The organism is Aliiruegeria haliotis, from assembly GCF_003003255.1.
Taxonomy (GTDB): Bacteria; Pseudomonadota; Alphaproteobacteria; order Rhodobacterales; family Rhodobacteraceae; genus Tropicimonas; species Tropicimonas haliotis.
The window spans coordinates 54018-72568 of the sequence record NZ_PVTD01000005.1 but is presented as its reverse complement, the minus strand read 5'-3'; the positions used below and the strand labels follow the sequence as shown (position 1 = coordinate 72568).

Sequence of the window (18551 nt, the reverse complement as noted above, 5' to 3'; positions counted from 1 at the left end):
AGTGGGGCCAATGAATATCTTGGGCGGGGGCATTGATGCCTGAGCAGAAACGAAAAGCAGCCGGGCGGACAGTTGCGGCGGCTGTCATTGTCTACGGCGCCGCCGGCCCGTTGGGTGGCGTCGCCGAGCCGCTGGTGTCCAGCAGTTACAACCTTTACGGCGTCCCTGGCCTGGTGGAGATGCCAACGGCGGAGATGGCCCCGGATGCGGAGTTTTCCGGCAGCTTCTCCCAATCCGATGAACAGCTTCGGGTCGGTTTGACCTTCCAGTTCGCCCCCCGTCTTTCGGGAACCTTCCGCTACACCAAGATCCCGGATTTCGGGGATCCCGGCGAGAACTACTACGACCGGAACTTCGACCTTCGCTTCCAGATCCTCGAAGAGTCGCAGTACATTCCAGCCGTCGCGGTCGGTTTCCAGGATATCGTCGGGACTTCGCTGTTCAGCGCCGAATACCTGGTTGCGACGAAGACCTTCTTCGACGACGTGCGCGTGACCGCCGGCCTCGGCTGGGGTCGGCTGGGGTCCCGCAACCCTGTTGCCGAGTTTGGCAGCCGTGACTTCGTCGTCCGGGAAGAGGGCGGTGAATTCAACGCCTCCAACTGGTTCCAGGGGCCGATGGCCATCTTCGGCGGCGTCTCCTGGCGGGCGACGGACAAGCTGACACTGAAAGCGGAATACTCTTCTGACGCCTACGAAGAGGAAACGCGCCGCGGCCTTGTCGACTACCAGTCACCATGGAACCTCGCCGCAGAATACCGGTTCAACGACGGTGTCAGCCTGTCTGCCGCCTCTCTCTATGGCGAGGCTTTCGGCGCGCAGCTGAACTTCACGTTGAACCCGAAACGCCCGCTGCTCGGACCCGGCAACGAACCGGGCCCGCTTCCGATCATTCCGCGCCCATCCCGGAGCGCCGAGCCGCTGGAGTGGTCAACGGATTGGGTGACAAGCACCTCCGAACGGGCCTCCGTCGAGTCCAGCATCTCCAAGGCGCTCGCGGACGAAGGCATTCGGCTGGAGGCGATCCAGATGGATGCCAACCGTGCCGAGGTCCGGGTTCAGAACAACCGCTACTATTCGGAAGCCCAGGCAATCGGGCGAACTGCCCGCGTGTTGGCGCTCGGATTGCCCGCCACGGTTGAGTCGGTCACGATCACGCCTGTGACAGATGGCGTTCCGGCAAATCGGGTAACCTTCCGCCGCACCGATCTGGAGCGGCTGGAGAACTCTGCTTCCAAAGAGATCCTCTCACGCGCGGTGTTCACCGAGGGGCAGACCCGGCGTCCGCAAGGCATGGAGTTCGTGGACGACGCGTATCCAAGGGCCAACTGGTTCCTTGGGACCTATCTCGGCTTCGGCCTTTTCGACCCCGATGAGCCGGTGCGCGCCGACTTTGGCCTGCGGCTCGGCGGCTCGCTGACCCTTGCGCCCGGTTTCGTGGCCTCGGGCTCGATCAAACACCGCCTTCTGGGCAACACTGAAGAAGCCACCGCCAAGGAGCGCTCGGACAAGGTCCCGGTCGTCCGCACCGACTTCCGCGAGTACTCCCGCGCAACCGACACGTTCATCGACACGATGACACTGGCGCACTTCGGTCGCCCGGCCCCCGAACTGCACAGCCGCCTAACCGCCGGCATCCTCGAAAGGATGTATTCCGGTGTTTCGGGCGAATTGCTTTGGAAGCCGTTCGACAGCAATCTCGCGATCGGCGGCGAGGTCAACTACGTGTACAAGCGCGCGTATGATGGCGGATTCGGCCTGCAAGACTACAATGTCCTGACCGGTCACGGCACTGTCTACTACGAAATGCCGAAGGGCTATAACGTTCAGGTCGATGGCGGCCGCTACCTGGCGGGTGACTACGGCGGAACGCTCCGCCTCGAACGCCGCTTCGACAACGGATGGAAGTTCGGCGCCTACGCGACGATGACCGACGTTGCCGCAGAGGATTTCGGCGACGGCTCCTTCGACAAGGGCATCTACATGCAGCTTCCGCTCCGCTGGGCCACCGGTCAGCCGTCGAAATCCGTGCACCGGATGTCGATCAGCCCGTTCACGTCGGACGGCGGCCAGAAGGTGCGCGTCGACGACCGTCTCTACGAGCGGATACGGCGAATTCAGCAACCTGACATCGAGGGCAGCGGCGGGAGATTCTGGCGATGAACGTCTGCAGGATTATTCAGTCGCGCCACGTGCGGATCGTCGCGGCGCTGACATTCGTCGCCGTGGCGGCGGGTTGCGGCAACACACCGGACAAGGCGAAAGGGTGGGAGACACTCTACGAGGCGTACCAGGACCAGCAGGCTTCCCGGAAGTCGAAAGGCGGCTCGGCGGGTGGTGAGGCGGCGCAGAAACAGGCGCAATCCATCCAGAAGGCGATCGCCTCCTCCAAGGTTCCGCTCAAACTCGCGGTTCTGGAAGAGACCCAGCGGACCGCTGTCCTGATCCGGTTTGCACAGAACGGACCCTACACGACATGGCGGACCAGCAGCCGCCAGACGGTCACTACCCGAAACGGCATTGTGACCGGAACGCGGGGTCTGGGCTACGACCTCATGTCTTCGGATCTCGGGACAGCCAGTTCGATGATCACTGGCCGCCGATCCGGGCAGGCAAACCGCGTCTACCGACACCTGAGCGGCGAGAACCACGAAGTCCCGATGCTGATGCGGTGCAGCTATTCGCCGTCGGGTTCGGACACCGTCCAACTGCCGACCGGGCGAAGCTATTCGGCGACGAAAATGTCCGAGCGGTGCGAAAACGATGACGGTCTCAAGATTCGCAACACCTATTGGGTGACCAGCGGCGGAGCCATTCCGCAGTCGATTCAGTGGATCAGCCCCGAGGTCGGCAAGGTCGCCCTTCAGACACTGAAGGAATGACCGCTCCGGCACCCCGAGTGGGTTCGCGGGATGCCGTTGGTATTTGAGTAAGGCGATTTTGGAGACCAAGATGACAAGAACGGCACTTGTAACCGGTTCGGCCGGTTTCATCGGCTTTCACTTGAGCCGTCGACTTCTGGCCGAAGGCTTTCGGGTCGTCGGCTTCGACGCGGTAACCGACTACTATGACGTCTCGCTCAAGCATCGGCGGTTGGATGTCCTCAACAGCTCGGATGCGTTCGTCGACATGCGCGGTCGACTTGAGGAGCCGGGGCTCCTGACCCGCGTTCTTGAGACTGAAACCCCGGAGATCGTCGTGCACCTGGCCGCGCAGGCGGGGGTGCGGTACTCTATCGACGCCCCACGTTCCTATGTCGATTCAAATCTCCTTGGCACATTCGAATTGCTTGAGGCCGCGCGCAAGACCACGCCGAAGCACCTGCTGCTGGCCTCCACATCCTCCGTCTACGGCGCCAACGAGCAAATGCCCTATGCCGAGACGGACAAGGCCGACACGCAGATGTCTTTCTATGCTGCGACCAAGAAGGCAAACGAGGCGATGGCGCATTCCTACAGCCATCTCTACGACATTCCGACCACGATGTTCCGTTTCTTCACCGTCTATGGCCCTTGGGGGCGGCCCGACATGGCGCTGTTCAAGTTCGTCAAGGCGATCCTCGAAGACCAGCCGATCGACATCTACAACCATGGCCGGATGAAGCGCGACTTCACCTATGTCGACGATCTGATCGAGGCGATCGTGCGATTGACGACAGCCGTGCCGCCGAAACCGGACGCTCGTTCCACCGCGTCCGAGAAGGACTCGCTGTCGCCGGTCGCGCCATGGCGCGTGGTGAACATCGGCCTTTCCCAGCCTGCCGAACTGATGAAATTCGTTTCGGCGATTGAAGTCGCCCTGGGGCGGACGGCAAAGAAGAACTTTCTCGACATGCAACCTGGCGACGTGCCGGCTACCTGGGCGGATACCGGCTTGTTGACAGAGCTTGTTGGCGACTTGCCAGCGACACCGCTGGACGAAGGCGTGGCTGCCTTCGTGAAGTGGTACACCGAAAGCAACGCCAAGGCCTGACACCGCACAAGACGACGCGACGCCCGGGCGTCGCAGCGTCGCGGCCGGCCCCGTGCGTCGCGACACTCTCCCCCCAAAAAGCGAAAACGGCCCCGCAAGGGGGCCGCTCTCAAATTCTTCCGATGTCGACTATATCGACGCGGCGAGGCTTAGTGGCCGTCGTCGTCGTCGTCGTCGTCGTCGTCGTTGGCGAGCAGGGCGATCAGAGCAGCGCCACCCAGAAGGGTCGCAGCGGCACCGTAGCCACCCAGGCTACCCACTTCTTCTTCGATGATGATCGCCGGCTCTTCGACGACGGCGTCCAGGCCACCGGCGAAGGACGGGGCGGCCATGGCCACGATCATCGCGGACGAGATCAGAAACTTCTGCATATCAATGACTCCTGTAGCGCAGACCGAGCGTCATGCTCGGTGTTCTCAGGTAACATCGCACAATCGCACACAAAGGCAAGTGTCCAGTTTCAGCTGCAGCAATTTTGTGGGGCGCTAACGCTGTCCGGTCCCTCCGTCAGCGGGCACCCACACTCAAAACGGCAGAAAATGGCCTCCGAACACAGTGTTTCCCAGCGCCAGAACCCGTTTTAGGCTTCCAAACTGGGTCGTTGCAAAAATGCAAGACCGTGATGCCGAGTTTCGGGAGGCTGGTAACGCTCACAAAACCGCCGACAAAATGACCCCGAATCAAGGTCGTGCGCGATTCCCCGCCACCCCGGCATCTTCTTTCGATGGAATCCGGTACCGACTGCATTCTGTACCCCTCGTCGCGTTGACAGCACGCGCTGGATAGATCATGCGCGTTGGGGACATTTTTTTGGTAACGGGGACGCGAACATGAAGATCGCGATGATTGGAACCGGGTACGTCGGATTGGTGTCCGGCGTCTGTTTTTCGGATTTTGGCCATGAAGTTGTTTGCGTGGACAAGAATCCCGCCAAGATCGAGATGCTGGAACGCGGCGAGGTGCCGATCTACGAACCCGGCCTGGATTCCCTGATGGAGAAGAACGTTGCCGCCGGGCGCCTGACCTTCACAGAAAACCTCGCCGAAGCTGTCGATGGCGCCGAAGCGGTTTTTATCGCCGTCGGAACACCGACCCGTCGCGGAGACGGTCATGCCGATCTGTCGTTCGTTTATGCCGCCGCAGAAGAAATCGCTGGTTGCGTTGCAAATGGCACCGTAATCGTCACCAAGTCGACCGTTCCCGTTGGCACCAATCGCGAAGTGGAACGGATCGTTCGCGAGGCGAAACCCGAGCTGGAATTCGACGTGGCCTCCAACCCGGAATTTCTGCGCGAGGGTGCGGCGATCGACGACTTCATGCGGCCGGATCGTGTCGTTGTCGGCGTCAGCTCTGACCGGGCCCGGGACGTCATGGGCGATATCTATCGCCCGCTCTTCCTGAGGGATTTTCCGATCGTCTACACCGACCTCGAGTCGGCCGAGATGATCAAGTACGCCGCGAACGCCTTCCTGGCCACCAAGATCACCTTCATCAACGAGATCGCCGCACTTTGCGAACGCGTGGGCGCCGATATCAAATCAGTGTCGAAGGGGATGGGTTTGGACAATCGGATCGGGAACAAGTTCCTGCATGCAGGCCCCGGCTATGGTGGCTCCTGCTTCCCGAAGGACACCAGCGCGCTGGCGCGGATCGGACAGGATCACTCTTCTCCGCTTCAACTCACCGAAGCCGTTATCAAGGTGAACGACGAAGTGAAGCGCCGCATGATTACCAAGATTGCCGACATGTGCGGCGGCGGTTTCAATGGCAAGACGATCGCGGTACTGGGTGTCACCTTTAAACCCAACACGGACGACATGCGCGACGCCCCGTCCCTCACCATCGTTCCTGCCATGATCGGCGCCGGCGCAAATGTGCGTGTCGTGGATCCCCAGGGACGCCGCGAAGGTGAGACTCTGTTGCCGGGTGTCGAATGGGCCGAAGATCCCTATACTGCTTCCGAGGATGCCGATGCCGTGGTTATCCTGACGGAGTGGAACGAGTTCCGAGCGCTTGATCTGTCCCGCATGGCAGCCGGTATGCGGTCGGCCCGAATGGCCGACCTGCGCAATATCTACTCCCGGGAGGACGTCAGGAGCGCCGGGTTCGAAGAATACGTTGCCGTCGGCCGATAACGGCTGACGGAAACGGACGGGAAGTTAGTATGGATATCCCTGAGATCGGAGCCGCGCCGAACGACGAACCGGAGTCTCGCTACAGCCGGGTGCCGCCGCTCAAGAGGCTTTTTGACATCAGCTTTGCCGTGTTGCTCCTGATCCCCGGGATTCCGCTCATGGCGATTATCTCCGTCGTAGTGCTCGTTCGTGACGGGCGCCCCGTCATCTACTCATCACCCCGTGTGAACAGCCCAGCGGGATCGTTCCAGCTCTTCAAGTTCCGCACCATGGACATCGACCGGTCGGGCCCCGAAATCGGCGTCTCCGGCGGCGACAAGCGCCACCGCATAACCAAACTCGGCCGCTTCCTGCGGAAGTCCCGGCTGGACGAGCTCCCGCAACTCTTCAACGTGCTGCGCGGCGACATGTCCTTTGTAGGACCGCGACCGCCAGCACCCCGGTATGTCCGCAAGTTTCCCGAAACCTATTCCGAAGTGCTGCAGTGTCGGACTGGCATCACCGGGCTGGCCACCGTGATCTTTCACGCCCATGAGGAATGGCTGTTGCGGGACACGAAAACCGCCCGACAGACAGAGCGGATCTACATGCGCCGGTGTGTACCCCGAAAGGCGCGGCTGGACCTGATGTATCGGGACAATTGGAGTCTCGGGCTGGACATCTACCTGATCTACCTGACGGCAGGGAAACTGCTTCCCCTGCCTGGCAAGCGACTCAAACGCCTTAAGGCAAAAGCAAAGCGTGTCTGAAAGCCGTCACGCCCGCCTGCCAACAATCCCTTAACCGCTTCAAGGTATTTACAGAGCCGCCCCCGTAGGAGACGGTTTGGACCAAGAATCGCGCCGGACGCACTCGAATGCACCGGACGGAAGAGGAAGAAGCAGTGTGTGAGATTTGCGGCAAATTCAATCCGTTTGGCGGAGATTGGCTCCATGCCGCAGAAGACCGCGGCCGGCGCGCGGGTGAAGCGACCGCAAGGCTGCTCACGACCGATCAGTCGGCAAATGGCGACATCGATTCTGCGTCCGCGGCGGCCCTGGATCTGCCCTCCCTCAGCAATTCACAGATTGCGGCTCGGTTGACCCATGGCACCTGGAACGGCCACAGGGGCTCACCCTGGACCCACAATCTGGACGTGGACTCGGGCAAGGGAAATCCGCTCTACGTCGATTACTCCAGCCTGACAACCGAGGGGAAGTGGTTCGCCAAACGCGCCCTCTCTGCCTGGACCGCCACCACAGGTATAGATTTTTCAACAGCTTCGCCACCGTCGGGCAAAAGGGTGCAGATCGCTTTCGACGACACGCGAAGTGGCGCTACGACCCGCACGTCGGCCTGGAGCAACGGGGAAATCCAGAAGGCCAGCATAAACATATCACTGGAGAGGATCGCCGGGTCCGAGTACACGACCAACAGCTACGCCAACCGGACCTTCATTCACGAGGTTGGGCATTCGCTGGGCCTCGGACACCCCCTGGACTATGGCAAGACGTCGGGTGGAGGCGACAATTTCGCAACCGACGCCGTCTATGCGAATGACAGCTGGGCAACCTCGGTCATGTCCTATTTCTCCCAGACCGAAAACACGGCCATCTCTGCCACGAAGGCGTATAATTTCACGCCGATGGTCGCGGATATTCTTGGCGTCTGGAGCCTGTACGGGAAACCGGACGATTTGCGGAAGGGCGATTCCACCTATGGCGTGAACACGAACCTGAGAGATTACTACGGCAACCTTGAAGACGTTTGGGCAAACATGGCCTATACGATCGTCGATTCCGGCGGGATCGATACGCTCAACTTCTCGAAGACATCGCAAAACCAAAGGATCGACCTGCGCCCCGGCAAGGTGTCCGACGTCGGGTACAAGGACGGCAACATGGTCATCATGCCTGGCACGGTGATCGAAAGCGCGATCTCCGGGTCCGGAAACGACACCCTGACCGGCAACTCCGCAAGCAATCGCCTGGAGGGACGGGCGGGGCGCGATGTGCTGGAAGGTCTGGCCGGAAACGACAGGTTGCTCGGTGGTGACGGCGCCGATGAACTGATCGGCGGCGACGGTCGGGACACCGTGCTTGGCGGAGCCGGAAACGACCACCTCGATGGCGGCAAAGGCCAGGACACGCTGAGCGGAGGTGGTGGGAACGATACGCTCATGGGGCGGGATGGCAACGACACCCTGAAAGGCGAGGATGGCCGGGACACGCTCCTTGGCGGCGCTGGTGGCGACACCCTGCGAGGAAACGCCCTGGCCGACGAACTCCTCGGCGGTGGCGGGTATGACACACTTCTGGGCGGCGCCGGCAATGATACCCTTAAGGGCGAGCAGGGGAATGACACGCTGCTTGGTGGCGACGGCGCAGACACTCTCATCGGGGGCGATGGCCGGGATTCACTGGACGGCGGCGACGGAAACGACACCCTGATCGGCGGGAAACAGGCCGATATCTTGCTGGCAGGCGATGGTACCGACCGCCTGCATGGCGGCCCGGGGAACGATTCGCTGACGGGTGGCCGCGGGACCGACATTTTCGAGTTCACCCGCAACGGTGGACGGGACAGGATCACGGATTGGCAGGACGGTTTGGACCAGTTGGATCTGACCGGCTTCAGCCTTCCCAATTTCGGGACGCTGAAGGGGCTTGTATCCGGGAGCCGCGCCCTGACCATCGACTTCAAGAGCGGTGATACGCTGATCATCGCCGACTTCTCGCTCGCGGAGTTCGACCGTGGCGACGTCATTCTTTGAGTTCTCTGGCCTTCGCAAGTGGTCCGGACACCCCCGCCGAGGACGAACCGCCCGGATCACTTCCGGCCCTGCGTCGCACTGACTCGGGCTCCAAGTGGTTGACCGTCCCGAGCCGCTGACGGTATCTCTTCGCAGGCGGAGCCGCTGCCAATCTGGCGCCGCCAAACAAAAACCTGGGGGATACTGTGCTGAGCATGCTTCGGCCGTTGATGGTCTTCATACTGTTGGGGGCCTGCGCCCTTCCTCGTGGCGCGCCGATCGAACGAGAGGTACTTGCAGAGGTAAACTCGGAGTTTCCGAACCTCTCTCTCTACTCGGTGACCCGGGACACAGTCCCTGCGCTCGCAACCTGGCCCGCGACGGACAACGTCCGCCGATTCAGCTGGATCAACCACACCGCAGCGAGCGGCGACATTCGCATTCAGCCGTTCGACCGGATCGACCTGACGATCTGGGACAGCGAGGAAAACTCGCTGCTGACCTCGCCGACCTCGAAACTTACCGAGGTCACCAACCTCCGCGTGACAGAGAGGGGGCAGGTTTTCGTGCCCTACATCGGATATGTCGACGTGGCCAACAGGACGCCGGACGCCGCACGGCGCGTGATTGAACAGGAAATGACGGCGATCGTTCCATCAGCGCAGGTCCAACTGTCGGTTTCGCCCGGCACGAGAGGCTCGGTGAGCCTTGTTGGAGGCGTTCGAAGCCCTGGTACCGTGCCCCTGCCCGAAGGCCACTTCACGGTGCTCAACCTGATCAGCCAAGGCGGCGGGCCCGATCAATTGCGCAATCCCCAGGTACGCCTGATTCGCGCCGGAAAGACCTATGGAACCTCGCTTGAGCGGCTCTATGAAAACGGAAATGCCGACACGATTCTGAAGGGCGGCGATAAGGTTGCGCTGGTGGACGATGACCGGTTTTTCCGTGCGCTCGGGGCAACTGGAACGGAGGAGGCAGTCTACTTCTCCGAGGACAAAATCTCCGCTCTGGACGCCCTGTCGCTCATGGCCGGCATCGACGATCGTCGAGCAAATCCGCAAGGTGTGCTCATTTTGCGACAATACCCGTCATCGGCTGTCCGCAGCGACAGCACCGGCCCGCGGAACGCCCGCACGGTTTTTGCAATCGACATGACCACCGCAGATGGGCTGTTCAGCGCCGGGAAATTCCCGATCTACTCTGGAGACACCGTTCTTGTAACGGAATCGCCGGTGAATGCCGCCTCCACTGTGTTCGGAATTCTTGGCACCCTGATCGGCTACAACAACCAACTGCGGTGATAAACCCCGGGCGGCAAATGGGAATCAGGCGGTTTATTGCCGACATTCCTGATATCGTCTTTTGACAAACAGCGCCGTTCCTGCGACGACTCGCGGGAACGGGAATATCTCGGAACCGCCTCATCGCATGGCATTTTCTGCGGAGGGCCGAAACCGGGAATACTAGGTTGGGTGTTGTTTTCTTGAATTGGACAGTAGGCGGGGGACGCGTGGTCCACAATTTCCCAAGCGCCGATGAGGCGTCCGGTCGTGTGGGTGCCGCAAATAGCCCTTTCGCTCCAATCAGGGGCGTCGAAAACGAGCGCGAACCGAATTCGCCGATGACATTGGCCGCCGTCGTGGTCACGTACAATCGCCTCGAGCAAATAAAACGTACATTGCATCGCCTACTGAATGAGCCGTGTGATCGGGTATTCGTGATCGACAACGGGTCCACCGACGGCACAAAGGATTGGCTTTCGACACTGGACGATTCCCGGGTACGGGTCATCTTTGCGCCCGGCAACCTCGGCGGTGCCGGCGGTTTCGAACTTGGCTTGCGGAAGGCCGTGGAGGAAGACGACCCCGACTGGATCGTCATCATGGACGACGACGCTCGCCCCAAGCCCGGCTGCTTCGAGAGATTTCGAAAAGGGGAAATGAATGGATGGGGAGCGGTCTCGGCCGCCGTCTACCTGAAAGACGGCCGGATCTGCGAGATGAACCGCCCGACGATCAATCCCTTCTGGCACTTGCCCACCTTCTTCCGCACCATGGGCGGAACACTTGTCGGAAGGTCCCGCGGTGGGTTTCACATTGGTGACAGTGCCTATTCCTCCGATCCTTGCGAGATCGATGCAACGTCCTTCGTGGGTCTTTTCATCCCGCGAAACACGATCCGCCAGGTGGGATATCCCGACGGCAGCCTGTTCATCTACGGCGACGACGTTCTCTATACACTCGGTCTGCGGAAAGCCGGCCTGAAGATCGGCTTCGTGCCCGAACTCGAGTTCGAGCATGAATTCAACACACCGAACGACGGCAAGGCCAGTATCTACAACCCGATCTGGAAAGCCTACTACACGGCGCGGAACGGGTTGCTGGTGTATCGTTTTGCAGCGGGCATGCTGTTCTGGCCGGTCTTGTTGCTGATCCTGACCAAGTGGCTATCGGCCGGGCGTCACTACGGGGACGCCCGCCGCGCGTACTACAAGATGCTCTGGCACGGTGTTCGTGACGGCATCATCGGTAAACGTAGCCGCCCCCATGCCGAGGTTACGATGTTGGCCCAGGACCGTGCTTCCAGCCCTGCCTTCGGTCAACCTGCCGAATAACGCCCTTTTTCTGGATGTGACCGAGCGGCTCCCAGCCTCCGGGATCCGCCGCCGGCCAAGTGGCGCGACTACAGCCGCGCCTTGACCCAATCGCAGTCCCTCCAAGGCACAGACACCTCCGGATCGAAAAGGCTGTCCCGACCTTCGGAGAGCAACGCCTTGTATCGACGATACTCCTCTGCATTGTTGAAGTGTTCGCCACGCTCCGTCTCTTCCCGTACCTTGCGATGGAAGTCCGCGTGATACTTGAAATGGGCGAAAATCATGTCACGCGGCGCAACTTGCGCGTTGGCGACATAGTGAAGCCCGGCTGAGAGCCGCATCCAGGGCTTGTACTTCAACAGCGCAATCTTTTGGGCCACGAAGAGTTCCGGCCGCGACCCGGGCAGGAGTCGATGGCGAAGGCTGCTGGTGTAGGTCTCGGCATTGGAGAACGGCCCCCCTGACGAAGAGTTTGACAGGAACGGCTCGCGATCCACAAACCCCGCAACGTCGAACGGCCCGTCATCGCCGAGGCGCGCATCAGACAGATCGCCGCCCGGATATAGATCCAGCATGAATACTCGCGCAGCATCAAAGCCTTGCAGGTCGTCACCTTTGACCACGTCGGGCAGCGAGGGTTCGTCGCTTCGCAGAACGAGCAGTTCGTCGGCATCCGCAACCAGCGACCAACGGTTTTGCCGAAATGCTGAAAGGACCGCCTGCTGCCAGGCAACACCATATTGCGACTCCGAGTAGTCGGTTTCAGCCGAGAACGTCGCCACATCCGGTTGCTCCAGGAGGTACTCCAGAGATCCATCATCGGAGAAATTGTCGATCATGAGGAACCCGTTGACGCCCATTCGCCGGTAGTGATCCAGAAAATGCGGCAGCATGACCTTTTCGTTGCGTGCGCAGCAGACGACCACGAGGTCCTCGGTATTGACCCGGGTGAACTGCTCCTCGGAACAGACCAGTTCCACGATGTTGGAATTGTGGCCCATTATGGGCGCTTTGAACGATGGCCAGACCTTCTTCGGATACAGACCGTCGCTGGCGTGGGTTCTTGCCGCGAGCGGCTGCAGGTCAGCAGAATCGAGATGGGCTACCTTTGCCGGGCTCGACGCCGAGGGCAGGAAAGTATTGACCCAACGGCTGACGGGATGGGCCTTCGAGTGCGACCGGCGCATCACGCAGGCATCGAAATCCTCGCTGTCGGGAAGGATTCCGCACATTCCCAGAAGATCACCAGTCTGCTTGTCTTCCATGATGGAACTCAGCGTCAGCTGTGCGCCTTTCGGGGTGTCCGCTGTCCGGATCAGGATCTCCATGATGGTTCGGTTGAGAGCGTATCCTGTACCGCCCTCGGCATAGTCCGAGGGTTCTGGAGACCGGTCGATGTCGAGCTCATGCAGACCACCCTTCGCCCGCGACAGATGCCAGGTACGATCGGTCTGACCGACATCCCGGGTGAGCTTGCGGCCGTAGTATGCAAACTTTCGATAGCTCTGGCTGTGGAAATACCGGTCGACACTCAGGAAGCAATCGTCGTCGATTTTCAACATATGGCTGAACGCGGTGTTTGCCTGTACCCAGCGAACAGCGTCAAGAACCTTCCGCGGCAATCCTTCGTAGCCATCGGGCGTGTTCAGGTGGAGCACGTCTCCCTCCAGCCGATCATCCCCATCGCCAACGACAATCACATACGGAATACCCCGGTCCTGCAGGTCCCTGATCCAGGTTTCCCGCTGCGCCTTGACCCGCGTCTCCAACAACGGACGGCAAGAGAAGATCACCACAAGCGTGTCGAAAAAGGCTGCCATGCCACCGCGCGGAATCATCCGTTCCATCTCGGAACTGGCGGGTTCGGGAACGTTGGCAAGTGCGTCGGTGAAGTGGTCCAACAGAACATGGGCCTGTGGATTCCCCGTGACCAGCGCTGTCTGCCGCAAACCGAATGCCGACATACGGACCGCTGGCGAAACCTGAATATCCTTCTGGTCCCAGGCCGCAACGGACGTGAGAAGCGCCCGAACAAGGCGTGCCGCGGCTTCTGCTTCCCGATCCGCGCCTTCCCGCAGGGCGGCGCTGACCATTGAAATAGCGGTCGCGATGCCGACGAAACCCGCACGGCGCCCACTGATCACGCGCAGAAGCGGCGCGATACCCTGCAACTGCGCCTCGCTGGCTTCGGGATCCGTGCCCAGGTCGGCGATCCACTCCACGGCATGCCGGCTCGCACGTTCCTGAAGCGCAACGTACTCATTCGCCGGCACTTCCTTGGAGAACTCACGGACGGACTGCGCGATGAAATCGGGCGTCGCCCCATCCAGATGTCGGCCATTGGGCATGGCCAGACGACGAAGTGCAAGATCCCGCTCGAGAAAGGGATCTATCGCGGCAAGGTTTTGGACCTGCCGTCCCGCAAGCGCCAGTTCTCGAACAGCCTGGGACGTTGCCTCGGAATATGGCGGTAGCGGTGCACCCCGTTGGACCGGTTGATCGGGCTCCAGAACCGCGCTTTCGAGCCGTTCCCAAGCTGCATAGGCCCGCCCCAATGCCGGCTCGGCCAACACGGCTTCCGCCGTGGGGCGGGCCTGCAATGCTGTCCAGAAACCGGGAGACATCCAGTAGATTCGAATGGCACGATAAACCAACCAGTCATTGAAATGGGAAGAGAACAGGTGCCGGTTCTCAAGCAGGGATACCATCGTGTCGACCAGATGGCGGCACGGGCTTGTTCCCCAATAATCGTCTGCTTGCGTTCCGACGTAGTCCACGAATGCACGCGCCGCAGTTTCGCGGTCGGTGTCGGTAAGAAATGGTGGGCAGTTCTCCACGATCTGGCGCATGCTCCAGCCGAGGTTCGCCGTGGATATCCAGGCCTTCGGTCGTTCTGCCAGCCACTGAAAGAAGCCCACGACCGGCTCGCGTTCCCCATTGTGCACATCGAGAGGCAGCCTCAGCGATCGTTGCCAGGATGGCGGCTTCGGATCTGCGCGACCAAGCCGCGCGGCCATCGCAAACCCATTCAGCGCGTCAATCGCGCCGTGAGTGCAGAACACTTCCGTCAGGCGTAGCGCCAGTAGCCGGGCCTGCTCCGGCTCCATCGTCTCGATCAATCGATCGCCTTCGGACGCAAGAAAGGCCGCCGGGTCCGGGGTCTCCTGCTTCGCCAAAAAGCGGGCGAGATCCTTCTGGACGGCATTCACGGGCGCGGTGAAGGCCGTTTCCCTGTCAATCTCGGCGAACTCTTCTGTTTCGACATCACCAATCAGGCGGCTGGACGGAAGTAGATCCTGCAGCTTGTATGCTGTGACCGTGTCTAGGAGGTTCTTCCGGGCGCCCGCGCTCAAGTCGTCAATGATATCGGCGAAGGCTGCGTGTTCGACCGCCGAAACCAGAAGAAAGGCATCCTTGCTCTTGTCCGGCTTCGAACTGGCGGCGGCCTTCCCGATATCGACGATCTTCTTCTTGTCGGAACCCACGTCGAGTGCGGCTTCAACGATCTCGACGATTTCCCGTCGGCTGATCCGGAGCGGCGCTGCGCAGGGCTTGCCATTGCACACGAGCTGGAGGGTAAGGTCCTCGCCCTCGGGTACATTGTGCCAGAACCGGCCCGGGAGGATTGCACTCACGCCGAGCTTGATCTGCGAACAGGCCGCGGCCTCGGCAAGTCCCGGACGCGTCAGCCGTGCCAGCGGCAAGTCGCCAACCCCACCGGAACACTTGATCCGAATGTCCTGTTTCTCTGCACCGACGTCGATTGCCCACCCTTCAAGGGCAAAAGGCTCTGTGAAGGCGAGCTCTCCCATGACAGTGGCAGGGCCCCCATCAGCCCCATCGATTCGCAGATCGGAAAACCCGCCATGGAGGTCAAACCAGTGGATCGGGGCGGCACCGGAGCGTCGGCGATGACGGAGAATCTCCCGACCGGCGACCTCGACCCTGATATGGGAGCTTGTGAAGGAAATGCGGAGCGGGGTCTCGTCGGCTACGACCGGGCATTTCTTGACGACCTCGCCACCCCAGGTGCCGTCGAACCGCGAGTTGAAAACCATCGCCCCGACCGGAAACCGAAAGGAGAGATGGAAGAGGATATCCTCCCCCTCGGCATCGAAGAAAGAGACATTCGCATGATCGAACCGATCCTTCCGCAGAAGGCATTCCCAAGTCGTTTCTCCGGCAATCTGACAGCTCAACAGCATGATAAATTCCTCGTCGGCAATCTTGGGTCCTGTTGACCACAAAGGGTCTGGCTTCGCAATCTGGCTGTACCGATCACCATGGCTTCGGCTCCTGCGGCAAAAAAACCGAAGGTTTTGCGGCAGACTCCATACTGACATCGGCGCTATCGAATCCCACGATCACATGGGACGAGTCACCGACTGCTTCCCAGAGTCTCGTTGCTGTAAGCAGTGCCGGCAAGGTGGCAAGGGCACGCGGGTCGAACAGCTGTTTTTGGAACAGCGTGTCTGCAAGAGGCCATTCTGTCGACACCTCCCCGGAACAAAGATGGCGAATACGCTCGTCAGGGCTCTCCAGCTTTCCCAGCGGGTCGTACGGGTTTCGCGGGCCGTGCTGATCGGGAAGCCCCGCCGCCGCTATGGGCAGGCCAATCCCCGCACCAGCGCGCACCACCCGCTCGGAGCGGTTGCCGAGGGAATAGTGCGGCACGACATCACCCGGATTCAGCAACATGACGTAGGCGCCGCGCGCGCAGTTGATCCCGTGTGCGATTGCGCCTTCGCGCGACTCCAGCCCGGCCGCGAGGACAGTGCACCTTGGCAGCTTGGCCGCAATCTCAAGTAGCTTAACCCTGGACGCTTCGCTAGAGCGGGTTCGAACCAGGACGGTCTCGAAATCTGAGCCCCACTGAAGTTTCAGGCATGACAGCGTCGCGGCCAGGGCGTCATCGACCTCCTCCACCGGCAGAACCACCGACAGCGGCAGGTGTCCATTCACCATGTGCCCCCAGGCGCGACCGATGAAGGGATCCCACTCCGGCCGATAGGCAATCCCGTTCTCGGCAAGGTATCGTTGCCCACGCAGCGCCAGATCCGTCCGCAAGTCCGTATCTCCCACGGCCGTGCTGCGTTCGAACAGCAGGCGGGTGGTGATTTGCTCAAAGGCTTCCGCCTTACCCGGCCGCGATGTTGCCTCCATGATAGCCTTCATCTCGTCGAGGATGCGGAACTGTTCAAAAACCCGAGTGGAGCCGACACGGGTGATCTGCCCAGGCCGGCCCTGGGTTTGCCAGTAAAGCGGCTGTGGGACATAGGCCATGCGATCGGTCTGCGTGGCCAAGGCGTTGAAGAATGGGTGGTCCTCGTAGTAGGTGCCCTCGATATAGCGGATATCGCCGATAAACTCACGCCGGTAGAGCTTGTTCCAGGCCGACGGGAAATGCCGGATGACATCCCGCCAATCGTCAAACTGGTACACAACCGGTCCAGCCCCCTCAGCGGCCGGAAACGGCACGCCGTGGATCGCCGAGTGGTCCACATGTGTGCCATCGGCATCGCAAAACCGAACCGCGCAGGCGCACCAGTCCGCCCCGGTGCTCACCAACGCATCGTATAACGTTGCAAGGTAGTGCGGCGACAGCCGGTCGTCGCTGTCGACGAAGCTGATGAACGTGCCGCGTGCATGGGGTAGCGCGTGGTTCCGGGCCGCTGACAAACCGCCGTTCGGTCGCGACAGCAGACGAAACCGGAGGTCGTTGGCGACTGCGCTCCAGGCAACCGCATCGCTACCGTCTGTGGAGCCATCGTCAACGATGATAACTTCGAAATCGGTGAAGGTCTGCGCCTTCAGGCTTTCGATACAGGCACCGACATACGGGGCGACATTGTAGACCGGAAGGATCACCGAGATCCGCGGGTCTCCGTTTGTTTCTGTCGAAACACCTTGCGGCGGCACCTGCTCTTCCAATCCCGTCCGACCGCTCTAGAGCGGCGATTTCACAAAGGCTGGCATGCTTGTGCCGGCTGCCGCATGCTCAAGGAAAGCGCGTCCGGTGTCGAGCGCCTCGCGGATAGTCACATCCATATCGAGATAGCGATAGGTGCCGAGACGGCCGACGAATGTGACGCTTTCAGTCTTTTCGGCAAGGGCGACATAGTCGGCCAGCATCTTCTTCTCGTCGACCATACGGATCGGGTAATACGGGATGTCCTCCGGCTCACAGGCGCGGGAGAATTCCTTGTAACACACCGTGTTCTCGTGGCTTTCCCAGGGGGAGAAATGCTTGTGTTCGGTGATGCGCGTATACGGCACGTCGACATCGCCATAGTTCATCACGGCCGTGCCCTGATAATCTCCTTCGGCGGTGAATTTCTCGAAGTCCAGCGTGCGGTAGCCCAGCCGACCCAAATCGTAGCCGAAATAGCCGTCGAGCGGTCCGGAATAGAAAACATGGTCAAAGTCGGCCGCCTGCTCCCGGCTGAAGCTGGTGTTCAAGTGGACAGTGATGTTCTCGTGATCGAGGATCTTCGCCACCATTTCGGTGTAGCCATTCTCCGGCATGCCCTGGAACTTGTGGAAGAAGTAGTTGTCATCGTAGTTGAAGCGCACCGGAAGGCGCTTGAGGATGGAGGCCGGCAGCTCCGTGGGCGAACAACCCCATTGCTTGATGGTGTACCCCTTGAAAAAGGCCTCGTAGAGGTCGGGGCCCACGAAACGCAGGGCCTGTTCCTCGAAGGTCTGCGGATCCTCGATCGACCTGTCGGCAATCTGCTCGATGAAGGCGCGAGCTTCCTCGGGCCGCATCGTCTTGCCGTAGTACTGGTTGATCGTGTGCAGATTGATCGGAAGCGAGAACACCTGGCCCTGGCTCGTCGTCTTTACGCGGTTCTTGAATGGCAGAAACGTCATGAAATCGTTGACGTAGTTCCACACTTCCTCGTCATCGGTGTGAAAAATATGCGGACCATAGACATGGAGGTTCACGCCGGTCTCGGCATCGCGTTCCGTATGGCAGTTGCCGGCAACATGGTCGCGTGTGTCGACCACGGTCACGGTATGACCAGCCTTCGCCAACATGCGCCCGATCACCGCGCCGGAAAGGCCGGCTCCGACCATCAGAAGTTTCATGGAATCCATCCTGTCCTGTCTTCAGT

General features: G+C 60.7%; 12 protein-coding genes. 8 read left to right on the top strand and 4 right to left on the bottom strand.

Translation table 11 applies throughout. The features are described from left to right. Positions 1–35: 35 nt before the first annotated feature. From CLV78_RS13370 to CLV78_RS13360, 3 genes are all read left to right on the top strand, one after another. Complete coding sequence (locus CLV78_RS13370) at positions 36–2162, top strand: YjbH domain-containing protein (protein ID WP_106205336.1); 2127 nt, start codon at positions 36–38, stop codon at positions 2160–2162. Then, complete coding sequence (locus CLV78_RS13365) at positions 2159–2881, top strand: YjbF family lipoprotein (RefSeq protein WP_106205335.1); 723 nt, start codon at positions 2159–2161, stop codon at positions 2879–2881. The genes CLV78_RS13370 and CLV78_RS13365 overlap by 4 nt, the downstream gene beginning before the upstream one ends. A gap of 70 nt (positions 2882–2951) precedes the next feature. After that, positions 2952–3971, top strand: coding sequence for an NAD-dependent epimerase/dehydratase family protein (locus CLV78_RS13360; protein WP_106205334.1), 1020 nt, complete (start codon positions 2952–2954; stop codon positions 3969–3971). Positions 3972–4120: 149 nt separating this feature from the next. Here the strand turns inward: CLV78_RS13360 and CLV78_RS13355 are convergent, their stop codons facing one another. Continuing rightward, positions 4121–4342 (bottom strand): hypothetical protein, encoded by a 222-nt coding sequence (locus CLV78_RS13355; RefSeq protein ID WP_106205333.1) that lies wholly within the window; start codon positions 4340–4342, stop codon positions 4121–4123. A 459-nt stretch (positions 4343–4801) separates the two neighbouring features. Between CLV78_RS13355 and CLV78_RS13350 the strand changes: the two genes are divergently transcribed. The 5 genes from CLV78_RS13350 to CLV78_RS13330 all read left to right on the top strand — a co-directional run bounded on the left by CLV78_RS13350 (position 4802) and on the right by CLV78_RS13330 (position 11451). Continuing rightward, positions 4802–6106 (top strand): UDP-glucose dehydrogenase family protein, encoded by a 1305-nt coding sequence (locus CLV78_RS13350; RefSeq protein ID WP_106205332.1) that lies wholly within the window; start codon positions 4802–4804, stop codon positions 6104–6106. A 29-nt stretch (positions 6107–6135) separates the two neighbouring features. Continuing rightward, positions 6136–6855 carry a sugar transferase gene (locus CLV78_RS13345; protein WP_106205331.1) on the top strand — a complete coding sequence of 240 codons (720 nt, stop codon included), beginning with the start codon at positions 6136–6138 and terminating at the stop codon, positions 6853–6855. Between the two features lie 107 nt (positions 6856–6962). Then, entirely contained in the window at positions 6963–8858 is a 1896-nt protein-coding gene (locus CLV78_RS13340) for a M10 family metallopeptidase (RefSeq protein ID WP_106205330.1), read from the top strand. Between the two features lie 194 nt (positions 8859–9052). Continuing rightward, a complete protein-coding gene (locus CLV78_RS13335; RefSeq protein ID WP_106205329.1) occupies positions 9053–10138 on the top strand; it encodes a polysaccharide biosynthesis/export family protein in 1086 nt (361 codons plus the stop codon). A gap of 320 nt (positions 10139–10458) precedes the next feature. Continuing rightward, positions 10459–11451: a glycosyltransferase gene (locus tag CLV78_RS13330; protein WP_106205328.1), complete on the top strand. Its 993-nt coding sequence runs from the start codon at positions 10459–10461 to the stop codon at positions 11449–11451. A 68-nt stretch (positions 11452–11519) separates the two neighbouring features. Here the strand turns inward: CLV78_RS13330 and CLV78_RS13325 are convergent, their stop codons facing one another. From CLV78_RS13325 to glf, 3 genes are all read right to left on the bottom strand, one after another. Continuing rightward, positions 11520–15638, bottom strand: a complete 4119-nt coding sequence (locus CLV78_RS13325) for a glycosyltransferase family 2 protein (RefSeq protein WP_158263521.1) — start codon at positions 15636–15638, stop codon at positions 11520–11522. 73 nt (positions 15639–15711) lie between these two features. After that, positions 15712–17301, bottom strand: a complete 1590-nt coding sequence (locus CLV78_RS13320) for a glycosyltransferase family 2 protein (RefSeq protein ID WP_158263520.1) — start codon at positions 17299–17301, stop codon at positions 15712–15714. Between the two features lie 78 nt (positions 17302–17379). Further along, positions 17380–18525 carry a UDP-galactopyranose mutase gene (gene glf, locus CLV78_RS13315; protein ID WP_281261146.1) on the bottom strand — a complete coding sequence of 382 codons (1146 nt, stop codon included), beginning with the start codon at positions 18523–18525 and terminating at the stop codon, positions 17380–17382. Between the last annotated feature and the right edge of the window lie 26 nt (positions 18526–18551).